Genomic DNA, 18,880 nt, shown 5'->3' with positions numbered 1-18,880 from the left:
CCGGGTAGTTCCACCCGCCGCGGCGCGGCTCCCGCCCGCGAAGGAGCCTGCCCATGTCGATGATTCGCGACCTGCGTGCCGCCGTCCGCCCCTCGCTGCGCAAGAGCGTGGCCCCGTACGGCAACGAAGCCCGTACCTCCTACGACTCCACCCGCGACCCGTCCGCCGTCTCCGCGGTCGTCGACTGCGCCGTCTACCGCGCCGGGGCCCGCGCCGCATCCCCCGCCTGCCTCACGCCCCGCGAGGCCCGCCTCCAGGTGCGCCGCGACGGGGGCTTCGCCTGGATCGGCCTGCACGAGCCGACCGAGGCCGAATTCGCCGGTATTGCCGCCGAGTTCGGGCTGCACCCGCTCGCCGTCGAGGACGCGGTGCACGCGCACCAGCGGCCCAAGCTGGAGCGGTACGACGACACGCTCTTCACCGTCTTCAAGACCATCCACTACGTGGAGCACGCCGAACTCACCGCCACCAGTGAGGTCGTGGAGTCCGGCGAGGTCATGTGCTTCACCGGCCGGGACTTCTTCATCACCGTGCGGCACGGCGGCCAGGGCTCGCTGCGGGCGCTGCGCCACCGGCTGCAGGACGACCCCGAGCTGCTCGCCAAGGGGCCGAGCGCCGTGCTGCACGCCATCTCCGACCACGTCGTCGACGGCTATCTCGCGGTCGCCGACGCGATGCAGGACGACATCGACGAGGTCGAGACCGACGTCTTCTCGCAGACCGGCAAGGGTGCGCCGCGCGGCTCCGACGCCGGCCGCATCTATCAACTCAAGCGCGAGGTGCTGGAGTTCAAGCGCGCCGTCGCCCCCCTGCGCCGCCCGCTGCAACTGCTGAGCGAGCGGCCGATGCGGCTGATCGACCCGGACATCCAGAAGTACTTCCGGGACGTCGCCGACCACCTGGAGCGTGTGCAGGAGCAGGTCATCGGCTTCGACGAACTGCTCAACTCGATCCTCCAGGCCAACCTCGCGCAGGCCTCCGTCGCCCAGAACGAGGACATGCGCAAGATCACCTCGTGGGCCGCGATCGTCGCCGTACCGACCATGGTGTGCGGCGTCTACGGCATGAACTTCAAGCACATGCCCGAGCTGCACTGGCGGTTCGGCTACCCGCTCGTCCTCAGCGTCACCGTCGCCGCCTGTTTCGCGATCCACCGCACCCTCAAGCGCAACGGCTGGCTATAGCTACGCTGGCCGCATGACGACTCCTGAACTGCTCGACGCCGCCCTCGTCGAGGAGGCCACGAAGAAGTCCGGGCTCATCTGGGTGCGCGGGGCGCAGGGCGTGGAGCGCGCGCTGTGGCACGTGTGGCACGAGGGCGCGGCGCTCCTGGTCGGTGACGGGCCCGGCGAGCAGCCGCTGCCCGACCTCGTCGACGGCGGCGCGGCCACGGTCACCGTGCGCAGCAAGGACAAGGGCGGGCGGCTCGTCGGCTGGCAGGCCAAGGTCGTGGAGCTCGGCTCCGGAACCCCTGCGTGGGAGGCGGCCGTCGGTGAGCTGAAGGGCAAGCGGCTGAACGCGCCCGACGCGGAGACGATGCCTCTGCGGTGGGGGCGGGAGTGCCGGGTGCTCCGCTTGGAGCCGGTGGTGGGTGCGGGGGTGGTTCCTGCTTCGGGTGGGTCGCTGGCCGCCCCGCCTCTGCCGTCGCCGGCCATTACGCGGGATGCGGTGCCCGCCGGGTTGCCTCGTCTGCTCGGGCGGCGGAAGAAGGGCTGAGGCCTCGGGGCTTCGCCCCGGACCCCAGTCCTCAATCGCCGGACGGGCTTGAGGTGAGACGGCCCGCTTGAGGTGAGACGGGTTACGACGCCGGGAGGGCTCTGCCGTAGTCCACCGTGTCCGTCGACTTCGGTTCCGTGAGGGTGAAATCGTGGCCCCAGTCCGTCAGTTGGAGGGTGCCTGCGCCCCCGGCCCGCTCCAGGCGCATGGGGTAGGCCGTGCCCTCCAGGGAGACGTCGAGGGTGCCGCCCGCGCCCTCGTCACCGGTGAGCTGGATCGTGCGGGTGCCACCGGACGAGCCGTGGTCGCCCTTGTTCAGGGTGCCGTGCAAGGTGAGCAGCCCGTCGAGCAGCACGCCCTTGTCGGTGAACGTGCTGAGCCGCTTGTACGCCGCGTCGCCCGTCGGCACCTTCACGTACTTGTCGTCGAGCTTCTCCGCGGCCGCGCCGTCCCCGCCCCCGCCCTTGGCGTCGTCCGAGTGCGTCCAGAAGTCGGCGTTCGCCTTGAGGTACAGGTGCTCCCCGACCCGCAGCAGCCGGAACGTACTGCCGCCCGTCGTCACCGACCCCGAGCCGCCGTCCCCCTTCAGCCGCATGTCGAGCTTGTACGTCCGGCCGCCGCTGACCACCGTGCCGGCGACGTGCACGGTGTCCGCGCCCCGCGCCGCCTCGACCGTACGGCTCTGGATCTTGGCGGGGTCCAGCTTGCCGACCCCGTTGGTGCCCGCGTCCGGATCGTCCGCGCCGCACCCCGCGAGCCCGGCCGCGAGCCCCGTGCACAGCGCGCCGACCAGAAGCGTTCTGCGGGTACGGCGGTCCAGGGAAAGTGCGGTCACGGGCGGGACTACCTCTCGTACGGCATCGGGCTCGGCAGCAGTACGGCAGCGTACCTGTGACATCTGCGGTTACTCGTACGGGTCCGGGGACCGACGAGCGCAAAGGCGTGTTTGACGGGCACCGGATAACCTGAGCCACGGATTGCACATATATAGGGATGGATGAGCGCGAAAGGGCGGTACTCGGAACCATGGCAGCAGTCGCCCCGCGGATCTTCGTCTCCCACCTCTCCGGCATCGCCGTCTTCGATCCGAACGGGGACCAGGTCGGGCGCGTGCGCGACCTCGTCGCCATGCTGCGCACGGACCGGCGGCCGCCGCGGCTCCTCGGGCTCGTCGTCGAGCTGTCCACACGCCGTCGCATCTTCCTGCCGATGACCCGGGTGACCGGCATCGAGTCGGGCCAGGTCATCACGACGGGCGTGCTCAACGTCCGGCGTTTCGAGCGGCGCCCCACCGAGCGCCTGGTCCTCGGCGAGATGCTCGACCGGCGCGTGCGGCTCGTGGAGTCGGGCGAGGACGTCACCGTGCTCGACGTCTCCATCCAGCAGTTGCCCGCCCGCCGGGACTGGGAGATCGACCGGATCTTCGTACGGAAGGGCAAGGGCGGCACGTTCCGGCGCAAGGGCGAGGCGCTGACCGTCGACTGGGCGGCCGTCGACGGGTTCTCCCTCGAGGAGCACGGGCAGGGCGCCGAGAACCTGCTCGCCACCTTCGAGCAGCTGCGCCCGGCCGACCTGGCGAACGTGCTGCACCACCTCTCCCCCAAGCGCCGCGCCGAGGTCGCCGCCGCCCTCACCAACGAGCGGCTCGCCGACGTCCTCGAAGAGCTCCCCGAGGACGACCAGATCGAGATCCTCGGCAAGCTGCAGGAGGAGCGCGCCGCCGACGTCCTGGAGGAGATGGACCCGGACGACGCAGCCGACCTGCTCGGCGAGCTCCCCGAGGCCGACAAGGAGCGCCTGCTCGCCCTCATGCGGCCCAGCGACGCGGCCGACGTGCGACGCCTGATGGCCTACGAGGACAAGACCGCGGGCGGCCTGATGACCACCGAGCCGATCGTGCTGCGCCCGGACTCGACCGTCGCCGACGCGCTCGCCCGCGTCCGCAACCCCGACCTGTCGCCCGCGCTCGCCGCGCAGGTCTACGTCTGCCGGCCCCCCGACGAGACACCGACCGGCAAGTACCTGGGCACCATCCACTTCCAGCGGCTGCTGCGCGACCCCCCGTACACGATGGTCAGCTCGATCCTCGACGACGATCTGCAGGCCCTCTCGCCGGGCGCCCAACTCCCGGAGATCGCCGGGTTCTTCGCGACGTACGACATGGTGGCCGCCCCCGTCGTCGACGAGGGCGGTTCGCTGCTCGGCGCCGTGACCGTCGACGACGTACTGGACCACATGCTGCCCGACGACTGGCGCGAGCAGGAGTTCCATCTCGCGGGGGACGTGAACCATGGGGAGTGAGGAGCGCGACCCGCGGGCCATCGCCGACAGCACGCGCCGCTCGCGCATCCGGCTCGACCAGCCGCTGCCGCCGCGGCGCAGGATCCTGCCGGACTACGACCCCGAGGCCTTCGGGCGGCTCTCCGAGCGCATCGCGCGGTTCCTGGGGACCGGACGGTTCATCGTCTGGATGACGGTCCTCATCATCGCGTGGGTCGCATGGAACATCGCGGCGCCCGACGCCCTGCGCTTCGACAACTACCCGTTCATCTTCCTGACCCTGATGCTGTCGCTGCAGGCGTCGTACGCCGCTCCGCTGATCCTGCTCGCGCAGAACCGGCAGGACGACCGCGACCGCGTCAACCTCGAACAGGACCGCAAACAGAACGAGCGGTCGATCGCCGACACCGAGTATCTGAGCCGCGAGGTGGCGGCCCTGCGGATCGGTCTGGGCGAGGTCGCCACCCGCGACTGGATCCGCTCCGAGCTGCAGGACGTCCTCAAAGAGCTGGAGGAGCAGCGGCGTGCCGAGGTATTCCCGGCGGACAGTGAGCGCGGACGTGACGTAGACGACCGCTGACGGGGCTTTCCGTGCCCCGGTTACCGCGCCGTACTATCGGTCGTATGGCTACGGAAGACGCGGTGCGTGAAGCACTCGCGACAGTGAACGACCCCGAGATCCAGCGACCCATCACCGAACTGGGGATGGTCAAATCGGTGGACATCGGTGCGGACGGAGCCGTCGCGGTCGCCGTGTACCTGACCGTCTCCGGCTGCCCGATGCGCGGGACCATCACGGAGAACGTGACGAAGGCGGTCGCCGCCGTCGAGGGTGTCACGCGTGTCGACGTCGAGCTCGACGTGATGAGCGACGAGCAGCGCAAGGAGCTCGCCTCCGCGCTGCGCGGCGGGACCGCCGAGCGCGAGGTCCCGTTCGCCAAGCCGGGCTCCCTGACCCGCGTGTACGCGGTGGCCTCCGGCAAGGGCGGCGTCGGCAAGTCCTCGGTGACCGTGAACCTGGCGGCGGCGCTGGCCGCGGACGGTCTGAAGGTCGGTGTCGTCGACGCGGACATCTACGGACACAGCGTCCCGCGCATGCTCGGCGCCGACGGCAAGCCCACCCAGGTCGAGAACATGATCATGCCGCCGTCGGCGCACGGCGTGAAGGTCATCTCCATCGGGATGTTCACGCCGGGCAACGCGCCGGTGGTGTGGCGCGGCCCGATGCTCCACCGCGCCCTGCAGCAGTTCCTCGCGGACGTCTTCTGGGGCGACCTGGACGTGCTCCTCCTCGACCTGCCGCCGGGCACAGGTGACATCGCCATCTCCGTGGCGCAGCTGGTGCCGAACGCCGAGATCCTCGTCGTGACGACGCCTCAGCAGGCCGCCGCCGAGGTCGCCGAGCGGGCCGGCTCCATCGCTGTGCAGACGCACCAGAAGATCGTCGGTGTCGTCGAGAACATGTCCGGGCTGCCCTGCCCGCACTGCGGCGAGATGGTCGACGTCTTCGGCACGGGTGGCGGCGAGCGGGTCGCCGAGGGGCTGACGAAGACGACGGGGACGAAGGTGCCGGTCCTCGGCTCCATCCCGATCGACGTGCGCCTGCGCGAGGGTGGCGACGAGGGCAAGCCGGTGGTGCTGACCGACCCCGACTCCCCCGCCGGTTCGGCGCTGCGCGCCATCGCGGGCAAGCTGAGCGAGCGGCAGCGTGGTCTGTCGGGCATGTCCTTGGGCATCACGCCGCGCAACAAGTTCTGAGCCCTGAGCACACGAGAGCGGGCCGCACCGGTTTGTGGGTGCGGCCCGCTCTCGCGTGCGTGCGTCAGGCGAGCGCCTCGACGTCCTTGACCTCGGCGAAGCCGAGCCCGTAGGCGCTCATACCTCTTCCGTACGCGCCCAGGTGCACGCCGCCCTGCGTGGAACCGGCCAGCACCCACCCGTACTCGGACTCGCGGTAGTGGAACTGGGTCGGCACCCCGTCCACCGGCAGCGACAGCGTCGCCCAGTCCGCGGAGCCCAGGTCGTCTGCGAGCACCCAGGCCGTTTCGGTCTGCTGGTCCAGCCAGTCGTCTCGCAGGGTGTGGTCCATCTGGCTCGGCCAGGTGTACGAGAGCAGCCCGACCCCGGCGAGCCAGGCCGCCGAGGAGACGGACGTGGCGTCGAGGACGCCCGTGCCGTCGGAACTGCGCCGCACCGGATTCGTGGCGACGGTCACCACGACCGCGAACCGCTCGCTGTCCGCCGTGCCTTCGCTGCGTACGGAGGGCTCGTCACCGTGTCCGATCGAACCGTGCTCGACGGACCCGTCCGCCGTGGTGCCGACCTGCATCAGCCAACGCGGTCCCGTGAAGGCCTCGTCGAGGCCGTACCACGGGAAGGGCGCCAGCAGGTAGCCGTCGACCGTACGCCGGGCCGTGGGAGCCTCACCGGCTCCCCCGGTGGCCGGCGCCTGCGCGCCCACCCGACTCGTCGTCTCCATGTACCCGGCCGCCTCCTCGCTCTCGTACGGACCGGGGCGGCCCGCCCCCCTCGGGCGTTCTCACGTCCGGTCCGCGCAACAACAAGGCAGGATGCCACACCGGGTCAAGGAGACCCGGTTCCGGGAGGCGTGGTTCGGGTCGCGTCGGCGTTCAGCGACAGGGGTCAGGTCGCGTCGGCGTCGAACGGCGGCGGGGCGTCGGCGGCCGGCTTCTCGGGCCGCTTCTCCATGTCGGGGCGCTTGCGCATGTCGATGCTGTTGCCGGAGCCGCTTGCGGACGAGGTGGCCGACGAGGTGCCCGACGAGGTGGTGGAACCGGAGTCGTCCAGCTCACCGACGGTGTGCACCGCGTCGGTGAGGTCGGCCATCTCCTTCTTCAGGTCGAAGCCGTTGCGGATCTCCTTGAGCCCCAGCTCGTCACTGTCCAGCTGCTTGCGGATGAACGTCTTGGGGTTCAGGTCCTCGAACTCGAAGTCCTTGAACTCCGGGCCGAGTTCACTGCGGATGTCTTCCTTCGCGCTGTCCGAGAACTCCCGGATCTTACGTATCGTGCGCGAGACGTCCTGGATGAGCTTCGGGAGCTTGTCGGGGCCGAAGACGAGTACGGCCAGCACGACGAGCGTGACGACCTCCAGTGGGCCAATGTCGTTGAACACCTTGCGCTCCTAGCGTGTCCTCGGCCCGCGGTCGGTCTTCAGTAGCAGGTCTTCGGCAGGGTCCGGCATCGGACCGGGTCCACGGTACCCGGCGATGCTGTCCGTCCGGTAGCCACTGGGCTACGTCCAGGATCACGTAAGCGGCACTCCGGGCGGTCAGTTTCCGTCCGCCGAGCCGAGGACGAGGGTCACCTGCTGTTCGTTTCCGCCTCGTTCGACCGTAAGGGCCAGTTTGTCCTTGGGGCGATGGGCCCGGATCTTGACGATCAGTTCCTCGCCGGTGTGCACGCGGACACCGTCGACCTCGGTGATCACGTCGCCGGGCTGCAGGCCCGCCTTGTCGCCGGGGCCGCCGGGGCTGACCGCCGAGCCGCCGTCGTTGCCCTTCGTGCCGACGCGGGCGCCGTCGCCCGAGTAGTCCATGTCGAGCGTGACGCCGATCACCGGGTGCGTGGCCTTGCCGGTGTTGATGAGCTCCTCGGCGACGCGCTTGGCCTGGTTGATCGGGATCGCGAAGCCGAGGCCGATCGAGCCCGACTGACCGCCGTCGAGCTCCGCGCCGCTGTCGGCGGAACGGATGGCGCTGTTGATGCCGATGACACGGGCCTTCGAGTCGACCAGCGGGCCGCCGGAGTTGCCCGGGTTTATGGGGGCGTCCGTCTGGAGGGCGTCGACGTAGCTGACGTCGGTGCCGTCGCCCTTCTCGCCGCCCGCCGTGATCGGCCGGTCCTTGGCGCTGATGATGCCGGAGGTGACCGTGTTGGCCAGGTCGAAGGGGGCGCCGATGGCCACGACGGGGTCGCCGACCTGCACGTTCTCCGAGTTGCCGAGCGGCAGCGGCTTGAGGCCGCGGACGCCGGAGACCTTGATGACAGCGAGGTCGTAACCACTGTCGTGGCCGACGACCTCGGCATCGGCGCTCTGGCCGCCGGCGAACGTGACCGATATCTGGCCGTCGGAGCCCGCCGGGTCCACGACGTGGTTGTTGGTGAGGATGTGGCCGCGGTCGTCGAGCACGAACCCGGTGCCCGTGCCCTGCTCCGACGAGCCCTTGGTGTGGATGGTGACGACGCCGGGCAGCGCGCTGGCGGCGATGCCCGCGACGCTGCCGGCGGCCCGGTGCGTCGACTCGGCGCCCGCCTGCGGGAGCTCGACGTCCGTTCCGCCGTTGCGCTCCAGGTAGGAACCTATGGCGCCGCCCACGACACCCGACACGAGCGCGACCACCAGAGCCCCGAGCGCCAGCGCCCGCCGCCCGCGCCGCGGCCGCTCCCCGACGGCCCCACCGCTCCCGGACAGCGACACGGGCCCGGCCCACGGGTCGTACTGCTGCCAGGGCCCGCCGGGGGTCCCGGCGTGGACGGGCGCGGGGCCGCCGGGGGTCGGGGGGTGGACGGGCGCGGGGCCGCCGGGATACGCCTGCCCCGCCTCGCCGTACGGCGCGGATGTCACGCCGTGCGGGGGCGGGACGGGGGTCGCCTGATACGGCTCCGCGGGGTCTGGGGTCGGGGCGGTCGGCGGAAGCTGGGCCGGGGGCTGGGCGGCGCCGGACGCGTCCGGGTAGGCGGCCTGCGGTGCGGCCGCAGGGGTCGCCGTGCCGTGGGCCGGAGTGGCCACCGGGTGCTGCACGGGCGGCGCGAGCGCCCACGGCCCCGGCTCGCCGTACGGCGGCGTGCTGTACGGGTCGGGATCATGCAGCGGCCGCGGAGCGTCTCCCGCCGGAGCAAGGTCGTACGCATCCGGGACGGCGTCGGTCACACCCGCGGGCTGCGCGGAACCCGCGCCGGAGTCTGCGACCAGCCCCCGGGCGGCGTCAGCGGGGGGAGCCGGGTCGTACGCGTCCGGTGCGGCGTCGGTCCCATCCACAGGCCCCGCGGAACCCGCGCCCGAATCCCCGACAAAGCCCTGCCCGGCGTCAGCAGGAAGAGCCGGGTCGTACGACCCCGCGTCGGCCTCGGGGGCGTCCGCCGGGATGGTCGGAGCCGCGCCGGCGTCAGCGGCGCCGGCTGTCTGTCGGGGCGGGGTCGGGCCTGCACTGTCCTCCCCCGGACCGGATGCCTCCTGGGCCGGGGGTGGGGCACCCGCACCGTCCACCGCTCCACCTCCGGAGGCAGGCGCGGGGGCGGGCAGGTGCCAGTCGCCGTCGTCCCCCGTGTTCGGTCGGGGGCGGCTCCACCACTTGCCCTTTGTGGGCTTGCCCTCGTCCATGTCCCGCCGCTCTCCCCGCACCTGGCCCGCGGCACCGCACCGCGGACTCTCAGAGCCTGTCCATGGAACCCGGCCGCGCCCGCGCTTCGCGCGAACGACGGGGGTTCGAAATCAAGCTCTCACCTGGATTCAACCAGGTTCGACGGGTCGGGCGCAGGGGGCGTCAGCGGAGCGAGGACGACCGGGAGGACAGGGTCGGTGCGGACGCCGAGGCCGTGGCCGACCCGTCCGGCGTCCCGCTGAACGCGGTCGCCTCGGACGCCACGTGCGGCGCGAGAGCCACCTCGACCGTGGCCGAGGACGCTGCCGGACGTATCAGGGGCGACATACGCGCCGCCCCGGACAGCAACGGGGTCGAGAACGGATAGCTCGCACCGTCCGCGTGACCGCCGCCGGGCAGCAGCGGCGCGCTCGCCCGGATCGACGAGACCGGTGCCGTCAGGGCGCCGCCGCTCTGGCCGAGCAGCGGGGAGAGCGACCTGCGCCGCTGGGACTCGGGCACCGACGTGGCGCCGGAGACCTGGCTGCGCAGCGGCAGGGCGTTACTGCCGGAGCCGCCTCCGCGCGCTTCGGGGGTGACGACCGGGGAGCCGGCCGTCACCCCGCCGAGCGCGATCGCGGCGAGCGAGACCGCTCCGGCCGCGGCGAACGCGAAGCGGCGCCCGCGGGAGGCCCGGTCGCTGTCGTGCCGGTCGGGGCGGCCCACTTCGTGGATGCGGAACCCACGCTGGTCGCTGGGGAGTACGGCGGCATGCGCGCCGGACGGCGCGTAACCGAAGGGCTCGGGGTCTACGGCGAAGACGCCCCTCCCGAATCCGGGTCCGCTGCCGAAGGCTCGGCCACCACCGAAGCCTCCTCCCCCGAACGGTGGTGAGCCACCGTCGCTGTCACCTCCGGCGGGCAGCCCCTGGAGGCGGGCGAGAAAACTTTCGGAGGGCGGCGGCGGGGCCGCTTCGGCGAAAACGCTCTTGAGGCGGCGCTGCGCGTCGGCCTCGGCCTTGCATTTGGGGCAGGTCGCCAGGTGCGCGAGAACGCGCTCGCGGGCATCGTGGTCCAACTCGCCGTCGACCAGGGCGGCCAGCCGGTCCCCCAAATGCTGGTCGGCCGCGGTCTGTTGGCGCTCGGCAGGATTGAGACGTGCTCCACTCACGCGGTCGCGCCCCCTCCTCCTAGGAGGGGGATCCCCCCCGTGGTCGCGAGCGTACGACGCTCGGCGCGGGCCTCGGGCGAGCGGTGCTGCAGCGCCTTGCGGAGCTGCGAGCGGCCACGGTGGATACGGCTGCGGACCGTGCCCAGCTTCACGCCCAGGGTGGCGGCGATCTCCTCGTACGAGAGGCCCTCGATGTCGCACAGCACGACGGCGGCGCGGAACTCGGGCGCCAGCGTGTCCAGCGCCTGCTGGACGTCGGCGTCGAAGTGCGTGTCGTTGAACACCTGCTGCGGCGACGGCTCGCGGCTGGGCAGACGCTCGGCCGCATCGTCCCCCAGCGCGTCGAAGCGGATGCGCTGCTTGCGGCGGACCATGTCCAGGAAGAGGTTCGTGGTGATGCGGTGCAGCCAGCCCTCGAACGTGCCGGGCGTGTACGTCGACAGCGAGCGGAAGACGCGGACGAAGACCTCCTGCGTGAGGTCCTCGGCATCGTGCTGGTTACCCGTCAGGCGGTAGGCGAGCCGGTAGACACGGGCGCTGTGCGTGCTGACGATCTCCTCCCAGGTGGGCGGAGTCCACGCCTGCGATTCCGCGTCAGCGGCAAAGGTCGCGGTCTGCTGCGCGGAGTCAACGGTGCGGAATCGGTCAGCGGTGTTGGTCACGGATTTCGGCTCACCCGCCGACCTGAGAAAGCGCCGCAGCACTCCTCCCCGATCCACAGGCGCAGCCGCACCTCCCCTGTCAGCTCTGGTGGTGTCCAGTGGAGCCCCTACCATAGCCACCTCGCCCGTTAGCTCCGGATAAGCGTTTTTACTCAGATTTGCCGGTCGGCTCTGTGCCGCCCGGCAGACCACCGGTTTTGTCGCTGTCGCCATCCCGCTGTCCCCCGCTTCGGCCTGCTCTTTCCCCCTGCCTCTCTAAACGCCCGGTCCCATCTGCGAGTTCCCGGCGCCAACGGATAAAGTCACGCGCAGGCAAGCACAGGCAAGCAGGGGACAACGGGGACAGGAGAGGGCCATTACCGGCAACCGGCAGACGAGCTGGGCGTTCGCCGACGCCTTTGTCGCCGAGGACGACGCTGTGCGCTGGGCCCGTGACAGGGCCCGGGACGCGGGGCTGCGCTCGGTGTCCCCCGGCGCGGGCGCCGCGCTGCGGTTGCTCGCCGCCACGGTGGGGGCGAAGGCCGTCGCCGAGATCGGGACGGGCACGGGCGTGTCCGGAATCCATCTGCTGCACGGGATGCGGCCCGACGGCGTGCTGACCACGGTCGATCCCGAGCCGGAGCAGCAGCAGTTCGCCCGGCAGGCGTTCCGGGCGGCCGGCTTCGCCGCCAATCGGGCCCGGTTCATCCCCGGGCGCGCCCTCGATGTGCTCCCCCGTCTCGCGGACAGCGGGTACGACCTGGTCTTCTGCGACGGCGACCGCATGGAGAGCCTGGACTATCTCGCTGAATCGTTGCGCCTGCTGCGACCCGGTGGCCTGGTGTGTTTCGAGGGCGTCTTCGCCGATGGGCGGACCGTGGACTCGGGGCCGCAGCCGGTGGAGGTGCTGCGGTTGCGCGAGCTGTTGCGCGCGGTGCGGGAGAGCCCGGAGCTGCTGCCCACGCTGCTGCCGGTCGGGGACGGGCTGCTCTGCGCCGTGAAGCGCTGAGTCGGGGACGGGCTGCTCTGCGCCGTGAAGCGCTGAGTCGGGGACGGGCTGCTCTGCGCCGTGAAGCGCTGAGTCGGGGACGGGTTGCTCTGCGCCGTGAAGCGCTGAGAAGTTGAGACGTCGAGGCGCCGGACGTCCCGCCGAGAACCGGGGACGCGGGACCCGCTGCGCTCTCGACGAGGCCCCGACTGAAGTCGGCTGGATCGGCTGAGACCTCGCCGAGGTCCCCGTGAAGCCCGGCAGGCCCGCCGAGATCCGGTGACGTCCTCCTGGAACCCAGCAAGGTCCACCGAGACCCGACGACGTCCCCCTGCAACCCGGCACAGGCCCGCCAAGCCCCCACCGGCACCCGCGGCCCGCCGCAACCCTCACGAGTCCCCGCCGAAAACTCGCCAAAACACGCTGAAAGTTCTCCGCCCGGCGCGTCGGGGCCGGGCATGCGACTGCCCCGGCACCGTGATGTGTGCCGGGGCAGTCGAAAAGGTATGGTCGCTTCCGCGTCAGCCGACGACCTTCTTCAGCGCGTCACCGAGGGCATCGGCCTCGTCCGGCGTCAGCTCTACTACGAGCCGACCGCCGCCTTCGAGCGGAACGCGCATGACGATGCCCCGCCCCTCCTTTGTCACCTCGAGCGGGCCGTCACCCGTCCGCGGCTTCATGGCCGCCATGCTCGTTCCCCTTCCTGAAACCAGCTCATCGTCAGCCGACGGCCCTCTGAACGGGCACACCTCACCGGCGTCGAACACACATTGCTTCCTGGCCATTATCCCGCATCGCGGGACCCGATGACCAACATCAGTCCGCATCGCTTGCGCAACGCGCTTGAGCAAAACCACTCAATTCGGCGATGTGACTGCGATACTGCGCCACTCGCGAGCCCCTCCCACACGGAAATTGTTTGACGCAGGTCACATGCCGGGGGTGCTCCAGGGGCCGTGATCTCCGTCATGCTGAGCACGGACGACTAAGCAACCGCATAGTAGGAGGAGTGTCATGGCCGACACCGTGCTCTACGAGGTGAGCGACGGGCTCGCGACGATCACGCTGAACCGCCCCGAGGCGATGAACGCGATGAACACCGAGGCCAAGGTCGCCCTCCGCGACGCGGTGCAGGCGGCGGCCGGCGACGAAGCGGTGCGGGCCGTGCTGCTGACGGCGGCCGGGGACCGCGCGTTCTGCGTCGGCCAGGACCTCAAGGAGCACGTGGGCTCCCTGGTGGCGGACCGGGAGGCCGGCTCGGGGCAGACCATGAGCACCGTGCGGGAGCACTACAACCCGATCGTGCGGGCACTGACCGGCATGGCGAAGCCGGTGGTGGCCGCGGTGAACGGCGTGGCGGCCGGCGCGGGCCTGGGCTTCGCGCTCTGTGCGGACTACCGGATCGTCGCGGACACGGCGTCGTTCAACACCTCGTTCGCCGGTGTCGCCCTCACCGCGGACTCCGGCGTGTCGTGGACGCTGCCGCGCCTCGTCGGGCCGGGCCGGGCCCTCGATCTCCTGCTGTTCCCGCGCACCATCTCGGCGCAGGAAGCGTTCGAGATCGGGGCCGTGCACCGGATCGTGCCGGGCGACGAACTGGCCGACACGGCACGCAAGTTGGCTTTGATGCTCGCCTCGGGGCCGACGGTCGCCTACGCCGCGCTCAAGGAGTCGGTCGCCTTCGCCGCGGACCACTCCCTGGACGAGGCCCTCGAAAAAGAGGACGAACTGCAGGCGCGGGCCGGTGCCTCCGAGGACCACGCGATCGCCGTGCACGCCTTCATCGCCAAGGAGAAGCCGAACTACCTGGGGCGCTGAGCCGCCCTCAAACCGGTGTGCGGGCCGTACACGTCGCCAGGTGGTCGTCGACGAGCCCGCACGCCTGCATCAGCGCGTACGCCGTCGTGGGGCCGACGAAGCGCAGGCCGCGCTTCTTGAGGGCCTTGGAGAGGGCGGTCGACTCCTCGGTGATCGCCGGGACGTCGGCCACGGTCCGCGGCGCCGGGCGGGTGGCCGCGTCGGGGGCGTGGGACCAGATCAGCTCGTCGAGTTCGCCGGGCGACCAGTTCGCGAGCACGCGCGCGTTGCCGAGCGTGGCGTCGACCTTGGCTCTGTTGCGGATGATGCCGGGGTCGGCGAGGAGCCGCTCCCGGTCGGCGTCCGTGAAAGCCGACACATCCGCGATCTTGAAGTCGGCGAACGCGGCGCGGAAGGTCTCGCGACGGCGCAGGATCGTGATCCAGGACAGGCCCGACTGGAAGGCCTCAAGTGACAGGCGCTCGAACAGCGCGTCGTCGCCGTGGACCGGGCGGCCCCACTCCTTGTCGTGGTACGCGACGTAGTCCTCGGTCGACAGGCCCCAGGGGCAGCGCAGCCTGCCGTCGGGCCCGGGCACCGCGCCACCGATCGGCTCGCTCACCTCGCTCATCTCGCTCACCGGAAGTCCTCTCCCGTCTCGCCGTGGTACCCGCCGGGTGGTGCGAACCCGGTGTCGGGGCCGCGGTCGGCCGGCTGCCGGGCCTGCGCGTGGGCGGCGGCGAGCGCGGACTCCAGCTCGGCGATGCGGGCGTCGCGCTCGGCCAGCTCCGCGCCCACCCGGTTCAGCGCGTCGTCGACCTCCGCCATGCGATAGCCGCGCACCGCCGTGGGCAGGCGCAGCTCCTCCACGTCGGCGCGGGCCAGCGGGCGGTCCTGGGGCAGCGGGTCCGCGTAGAACTGGGTCGGCTCGTCGCGCAGCGTGCCGCCCTCACCCCCGCCGAGGACCGCGAGCGTCACCGCCGCGACCACCACGACGAGCGCGGCGACCAGAAACAAGAACATGACCATCGCTGCCGTCCCCTGGGCTCGACCGGGCCGGTACCTGCGTACACGGGCATCCCGAAACCGTCAGGCTCCGATCGTGCCATGCCGCACTGACAGTTAAGGTCGCAGGCGACTGTTGAAGTGGGATCCAGAGGAGAGTCACAGGGATGCTCAGGTTGGGCCGGCGCGAGTTCGACGCGCACGAGCCGGTGATCATGGCGATCGTGAACCGGACCCCGGACTCCTTCTACGACCAGGGCGCCACGTTCCAGGACGAGCCGGCGCTCGCCCGGGTCGAACAGGCGGTGGCCGAGGGTGCCGCGATCGTCGACATCGGCGGGGTGAAGGCAGGCCCCGGCGAGGAGGTCGACGCCGAGGAGGAGGCGCGGCGGACCGTCGGGTTCGTCGCCGAGGTACGGCGCCGCTTCCCGGACGTGATCATCAGCGTGGACACGTGGCGGCACGAGGTCGGCGAGGCCGTGTGCGAGGCGGGCGCGGACCTGCTCAACGACGCCTGGGGCGGCGTCGACCCGAAGCTCGCGGAGGTCGCGGCGCGGTACCAGGTGGGCATGGTGTGCACGCACGCGGGCGGCGCCGAGCCGCGGACGAGGCCGCATCGGGCCACGTACGACGACGTGATGGCGGACATCCTGGACGTGACGGTCGCGTACGCGGAGCGGGCCGTCTCGCTCGGTGTGCCGCGCGAGTCCGTGCTGATCGATCCGGGGCACGACTTCGGGAAGAACACGCGGCACTCGCTGGAGGCGACGCGGCGGCTGCCGGAGATGGTGGAGACCGGCTGGCCGGTGCTCGTCTCGCTGTCCAACAAGGACTTCGTGGGCGAGACGCTCGACAAGCCCGTCAAGGAGCGGGTCATCGGGACGCTGGCGACGACGGCGGTGTCGGCGTGGCTCGGGGCGCAGGTCTATCGGGTGCACGAGGTCGCCGAGACGCGGCAGGTCCTCGACATGGTGGCGTCCATCGCGGGGCATCGGCCCCCGGCGGTCGCCCGCCGGGGGCTCGCGTAGCCCAAGGGCGCTACTTGCCGGTCTCCTTGGTGACCAGGCTGATCGCCTCTTCCACGTCGTCCGTGACGTGGAACAGGAGCAGGTCGACCTCGCTCGCCTTGCCCTGGGCGATCACCGTGTTCTTGAGCCAGTCGAGCAGGCCGCTCCAGTACTGCGTACCGAAGAGGACGATCGGGAAGCGGGTCACCTTGGTGGTCTGCACGAGGGTGAGCGCTTCGAAGAGCTCGTCCAGGGTGCCGAGACCACCGGGCAGGACGACGAAGCCCTGGGCGTACTTCACGAACATCGTCTTCCGTACGAAGAAGTAGCGGAAGTTCAGACCCAGGTCGACGTACGGGTTGAGGCCCTGCTCGAAGGGCAACTCGATGCCGAGTCCGACGGAGATGCCCTTGGCCTCGACGGCGCCCTGGTTCGCGGCCTGCATGGCTCCCGGGCCGCCGCCCGTGATGACCGCGAAACCGGCTTCCACGAGGGCCTTGCCGATGGCGACGCCCGCCGCGTACTCCGGCGAGTCCACCGGGGTGCGTGCGGAGCCGAACACGCTGATCGCGGGCGGCAGTTCGGCCAGCGTGCCGAAGCCCTCGATGAACTCCGACTGGATGCGCAGGACCCGCCAGGGGTCGGTGTGCACCCAGCCCGAGGGGCCCTCCGTGTCGAGCAGACGTTGGTCACTCGTCCCGGGCTGCACCTGGTCGCGACGACGGATCACCGGCCCTGTCCGCTGCTCCTTGGGATGCCGCTTGCCCTCCGGGTTGCTCATGGTCCGCTCCCTCCATGCGCAGGTATCGCGCGCTTACGTAGAGCAAGGGTAGGTCTACGCGGGTTACATACGAGGGACCCGGGAGTGTCAACTGGTGAGCCACGCGGCCAGGCGCTTCTCCGCCTCCAGGATGAGCGCCGTGTCGACTCGCTCGTCGATCTTGTGGGCGAAGATCGGGTTGCCCGGCCCGTAGTTCACCGCGGGGACGCCCAGCGCGCTGAAGCGGGAGACGTCCGTCCAGCCGAACTTGGGGCGTGCCTGACCTCCCACGGCGGCCAGGAAGGCCGCGGCCGCCGGGTGCGTGAGGCCGGGCCGGGCGCCGCCCGTGTGGTCGTCCACGACGAACTCGTCGATCGGGCAGTCGGCGAAGAAGTCGCGGACGAACTGCTCGGCCTCTTCCATCGAACGGTCCGGCGCGTAGCGGAAGTTGACCGTGACGGCACAGGCGTCGGGGATGACATTCGTGGCGACGAACCCTTCGACGCGTACGGCGTTGAGGCCCTCGTGGAACTCCAGGCCGTCGACGACCGGCTTGCGCGGCTCGTAGGCGGCCAGCTTCGCCAGGATCGGGGACGCCGCGTGAATGGCGTTCTTTCCCATCCACGCGCGCGCGGAGTGGGCCCTTTCGCCCTTCACCTTCAGGATGACGCGCAGCGTGCCCTGGCAGCCGCCCTCGACCAGTCCCTCGGTCCCCTCCAGGAGGATCGCGAAGTCGCCCGCCAGCCAGTCCGGGTGGGCGTCGGCGACGTGCCCGAGGCCGTTGAGGTGTGCGGCGACCTCTTCGTTGTCGTAGAAGACGAACGTGAGGTCGCGGTTGGGCTCGGGGACCGTCTGCGCGATACGCAGTTGGACCGCGACGCCCGACTTCATGTCGCTCGTCCCGCAGCCCCACAGGGTGCCGTCCGCGTCGAGGCGCGAGGGCACGTTGTCGGCGATCGGGACCGTGTCGATGTGGCCAGCGAGGATGACCCGCTCGGCGTGGCCCAGGTTCGTGCGTGCCACCACGTTGTTGCCGTACCGGTCGACCGTGAGGTGCGGCAGGGGGCGCAGGGCCGCCTCGACGGCGTCGGCGAGCTCTTTCTCGCTGCCGCTGGGCGAGGGGAAATCCACCAGCTGGGCAGTGAGGAGAGCGGCGTCCTGCGTGAGGTCGAGAGGGGTGCGGTCCATGCCGTCGACCCTATCCCCAGGGAAACGACGGAGCCGTCCCCCCTCATGGGTGCCTCCCGCGCTTCGGCCACGTCCCGAACCGCGTCGGGCAGCAGTGCGGACAGTCACCCGATCGGGGCACGTTGATCAAGTCTGCCGGGCTGTCGGCGGAGACCTTCGGGCGGCGGGCGGCCCGTTGCACGTTTTCCTTGGCGGCAGGGAGGCGTAAGGGTTCTTCAGCGTCGCGACACCGCGAGCTTTTTGCCCACTTTTATCCCGAGCCGATTATGCGACGCATTACCAACCCTTTGCGTTGCCGACCCGCAACCTTCATGGGCCCTGGGGCTGTTGTCACGTCGTCCGATCGCCGCAGGGCAGCCGGACGACCAACGTTCTCTCCCGTCAAAGGAGCACCATGTCCCTCCCCCTGACCCGCCGGATCGCCCGCATCGCGCTGCTCGTAGCGGCGGGAGCGGCGCCCGTGGTCGGTGCGGCCGGTTCCGTGAGCGCTGCCGAACTCCCGGCCACGCCGGACCTCGGCGGTGTGACCGCGCTGGACGGCGCGAACCTGGGCAACAGCGTCGACGGCGCGGCCCAGAACGTCAGCGGTCTCGCGGGCGAAACCGGCAGCAAAGCTGTGAAGAAGGCCGTTCCCGCCGCCGGCAAGACGGTCGGCAAGAGCGCCAAGACCGCCACGCCGGCGGCGCAGAAGGCCGCGGGCGACCTCGCCGGCAGCGCCGGTGACGTGGTCGGCGAGACGGCCGGTGCGGCGACGGACGGCGGGCTGCCCACCGACTCCGTCACCAAGGGAGGCCTCCCGGTCGCCGGTAACGGTCTGCCCACCGACCAGCTGCCGCTCAAGGGCCTGCCGCTCGGCTGATCGCCCTGACGACGCCGACGGGGGTGGGGGGGGGGGGGGGGGCGCCGCCCCCCCCCCCCCGGGGGGGGGGGGGCCCCCCCCCCCCCCGCGGGCGGGCCCCCCCCGGGGCCCGCGGGGCCCGGCGGGGCGAGGGGAGCGGGGCGGGG

At 71.3% G+C, this 18,880-nt stretch carries 20 protein-coding genes; 9 read left to right on the top strand and 11 right to left on the bottom strand.

Annotated elements, in window-relative coordinates; genetic code table 11:
* Positions 1 to 53: 53 nt before the first annotated feature.
* Positions 54 to 1,184 (top strand): magnesium and cobalt transport protein CorA, encoded by a 1,131-nt coding sequence (locus ACIREE_RS01770; protein WP_404144839.1) that lies wholly within the window; start codon positions 54 to 56, stop codon positions 1,182 to 1,184.
* 13 nt (positions 1,185 to 1,197) lie between these two features.
* A complete protein-coding gene (locus ACIREE_RS01765) occupies positions 1,198 to 1,716 on the top strand; it encodes a hypothetical protein (protein WP_404144837.1) in 519 nt (172 codons plus the stop codon).
* Between the two features lie 82 nt (positions 1,717 to 1,798).
* Here ACIREE_RS01765 and ACIREE_RS01760 read toward each other — a convergent pair whose 3' ends face one another.
* The gene (locus tag ACIREE_RS01760; protein ID WP_404144836.1) at positions 1,799 to 2,551 is read right to left on the bottom strand and encodes a hypothetical protein; all 753 of its coding nucleotides are present in this window, start codon (positions 2,549 to 2,551) and stop codon (positions 1,799 to 1,801) included.
* Between the two features lie 191 nt (positions 2,552 to 2,742).
* Here ACIREE_RS01760 and ACIREE_RS01755 point away from each other — a divergent pair, with 191 nt between their 5' ends.
* The 3 genes from ACIREE_RS01755 to ACIREE_RS01745 are packed head-to-tail and all read left to right on the top strand — an operon-like array spanning position 2,743 to position 5,754.
* The gene (locus ACIREE_RS01755) at positions 2,743 to 4,017 is read left to right on the top strand and encodes a magnesium transporter MgtE N-terminal domain-containing protein (RefSeq protein ID WP_404144834.1); all 1,275 of its coding nucleotides are present in this window, start codon (positions 2,743 to 2,745) and stop codon (positions 4,015 to 4,017) included.
* The gene (locus ACIREE_RS01750; protein WP_404144833.1) at positions 4,007 to 4,576 is read left to right on the top strand and encodes a DUF1003 domain-containing protein; all 570 of its coding nucleotides are present in this window, start codon (positions 4,007 to 4,009) and stop codon (positions 4,574 to 4,576) included. The genes ACIREE_RS01755 and ACIREE_RS01750 overlap by 11 nt, the downstream gene beginning before the upstream one ends.
* A 44-nt stretch (positions 4,577 to 4,620) precedes the next feature.
* Positions 4,621 to 5,754, top strand: a complete 1,134-nt coding sequence (locus ACIREE_RS01745; protein WP_404144831.1) for an Mrp/NBP35 family ATP-binding protein — start codon at positions 4,621 to 4,623, stop codon at positions 5,752 to 5,754.
* A gap of 64 nt (positions 5,755 to 5,818) precedes the next feature.
* Here the strand turns inward: ACIREE_RS01745 and ACIREE_RS01740 are convergent, their stop codons facing one another.
* The 5 genes from ACIREE_RS01740 to sigE form a co-directional block, all read right to left on the bottom strand.
* The gene (locus tag ACIREE_RS01740) at positions 5,819 to 6,475 is read right to left on the bottom strand and encodes a hypothetical protein (protein WP_404144830.1); all 657 of its coding nucleotides are present in this window, start codon (positions 6,473 to 6,475) and stop codon (positions 5,819 to 5,821) included.
* Positions 6,476 to 6,639: 164 nt separating this feature from the next.
* Positions 6,640 to 7,131, bottom strand: coding sequence for a sec-independent translocase (locus ACIREE_RS01735; protein WP_404144828.1), 492 nt, complete (start codon positions 7,129 to 7,131; stop codon positions 6,640 to 6,642).
* A gap of 156 nt (positions 7,132 to 7,287) precedes the next feature.
* A complete protein-coding gene (locus ACIREE_RS01730; protein WP_404144827.1) occupies positions 7,288 to 9,339 on the bottom strand; it encodes a trypsin-like peptidase domain-containing protein in 2,052 nt (683 codons plus the stop codon).
* A 163-nt stretch (positions 9,340 to 9,502) separates the two neighbouring features.
* A complete protein-coding gene (locus ACIREE_RS01725) occupies positions 9,503 to 10,489 on the bottom strand; it encodes an anti-sigma factor family protein (RefSeq protein WP_404144825.1) in 987 nt (328 codons plus the stop codon).
* Entirely contained in the window at positions 10,486 to 11,265 is a 780-nt protein-coding gene (gene sigE / locus ACIREE_RS01720; protein WP_404144823.1) for an RNA polymerase sigma factor SigE, read from the bottom strand. Before sigE ends, ACIREE_RS01725 begins: the two co-directional genes overlap by 4 nt.
* 157 nt (positions 11,266 to 11,422) lie before the next feature.
* On the opposite strand from sigE, the gene ACIREE_RS01715 reads away from it, so the two are divergent.
* Positions 11,423 to 12,139, top strand: coding sequence for an O-methyltransferase (locus tag ACIREE_RS01715; protein ID WP_404145314.1), 717 nt, complete (start codon positions 11,423 to 11,425; stop codon positions 12,137 to 12,139).
* Between the two features lie 500 nt (positions 12,140 to 12,639).
* On the opposite strand, the gene ACIREE_RS01710 is transcribed toward ACIREE_RS01715, so the two are convergent.
* Positions 12,640 to 12,807 (bottom strand): DUF3117 domain-containing protein, encoded by a 168-nt coding sequence (locus ACIREE_RS01710; RefSeq protein WP_003966491.1) that lies wholly within the window; start codon positions 12,805 to 12,807, stop codon positions 12,640 to 12,642.
* Positions 12,808 to 13,132: 325 nt separating this feature from the next.
* Here ACIREE_RS01710 and ACIREE_RS01705 point away from each other — a divergent pair, with 325 nt between their 5' ends.
* Positions 13,133 to 13,936: an enoyl-CoA hydratase/isomerase family protein gene (locus tag ACIREE_RS01705; protein ID WP_404144821.1), complete on the top strand. Its 804-nt coding sequence runs from the start codon at positions 13,133 to 13,135 to the stop codon at positions 13,934 to 13,936.
* Positions 13,937 to 13,943: 7 nt separating this feature from the next.
* Here the strand turns inward: ACIREE_RS01705 and ACIREE_RS01700 are convergent, their stop codons facing one another.
* Positions 13,944 to 14,546, bottom strand: coding sequence for a DNA-3-methyladenine glycosylase I (locus tag ACIREE_RS01700; RefSeq protein WP_404145312.1), 603 nt, complete (start codon positions 14,544 to 14,546; stop codon positions 13,944 to 13,946).
* 5 nt (positions 14,547 to 14,551) lie between these two features.
* Positions 14,552 to 14,944, bottom strand: a complete 393-nt coding sequence (locus ACIREE_RS01695; protein WP_404144820.1) for a DivIVA domain-containing protein — start codon at positions 14,942 to 14,944, stop codon at positions 14,552 to 14,554.
* 143 nt (positions 14,945 to 15,087) lie between these two features.
* Here ACIREE_RS01695 and folP point away from each other — a divergent pair, with 143 nt between their 5' ends.
* Positions 15,088 to 15,948: a dihydropteroate synthase gene (folP, locus tag ACIREE_RS01690; protein WP_404144818.1), complete on the top strand. Its 861-nt coding sequence runs from the start codon at positions 15,088 to 15,090 to the stop codon at positions 15,946 to 15,948.
* A gap of 10 nt (positions 15,949 to 15,958) precedes the next feature.
* On the opposite strand, the gene ACIREE_RS01685 is transcribed toward folP, so the two are convergent.
* Positions 15,959 to 16,708, bottom strand: coding sequence for a TIGR00730 family Rossman fold protein (locus ACIREE_RS01685; protein WP_404144816.1), 750 nt, complete (start codon positions 16,706 to 16,708; stop codon positions 15,959 to 15,961).
* Positions 16,709 to 16,795: 87 nt separating this feature from the next.
* Positions 16,796 to 17,875: a succinyl-diaminopimelate desuccinylase gene (dapE, locus tag ACIREE_RS01680; protein WP_404144814.1), complete on the bottom strand. Its 1,080-nt coding sequence runs from the start codon at positions 17,873 to 17,875 to the stop codon at positions 16,796 to 16,798.
* A gap of 394 nt (positions 17,876 to 18,269) precedes the next feature.
* Here dapE and ACIREE_RS01675 point away from each other — a divergent pair, with 394 nt between their 5' ends.
* A complete protein-coding gene (locus ACIREE_RS01675; protein WP_404144813.1) occupies positions 18,270 to 18,734 on the top strand; it encodes an ATP-binding protein in 465 nt (154 codons plus the stop codon).
* The last annotated feature ends 146 nt before the right edge of the window (positions 18,735 to 18,880 follow it).

Origin of the sequence: Streptomyces sp. NPDC102467 (genome assembly GCF_044765445.1) — a bacterium.
Classification (GTDB): domain Bacteria; phylum Actinomycetota; class Actinomycetes; order Streptomycetales; family Streptomycetaceae; genus Streptomyces.
The sequence above is the reverse complement of the archived record's forward strand: the minus strand, read 5'-3'. Positions and strand labels throughout refer to the sequence as shown.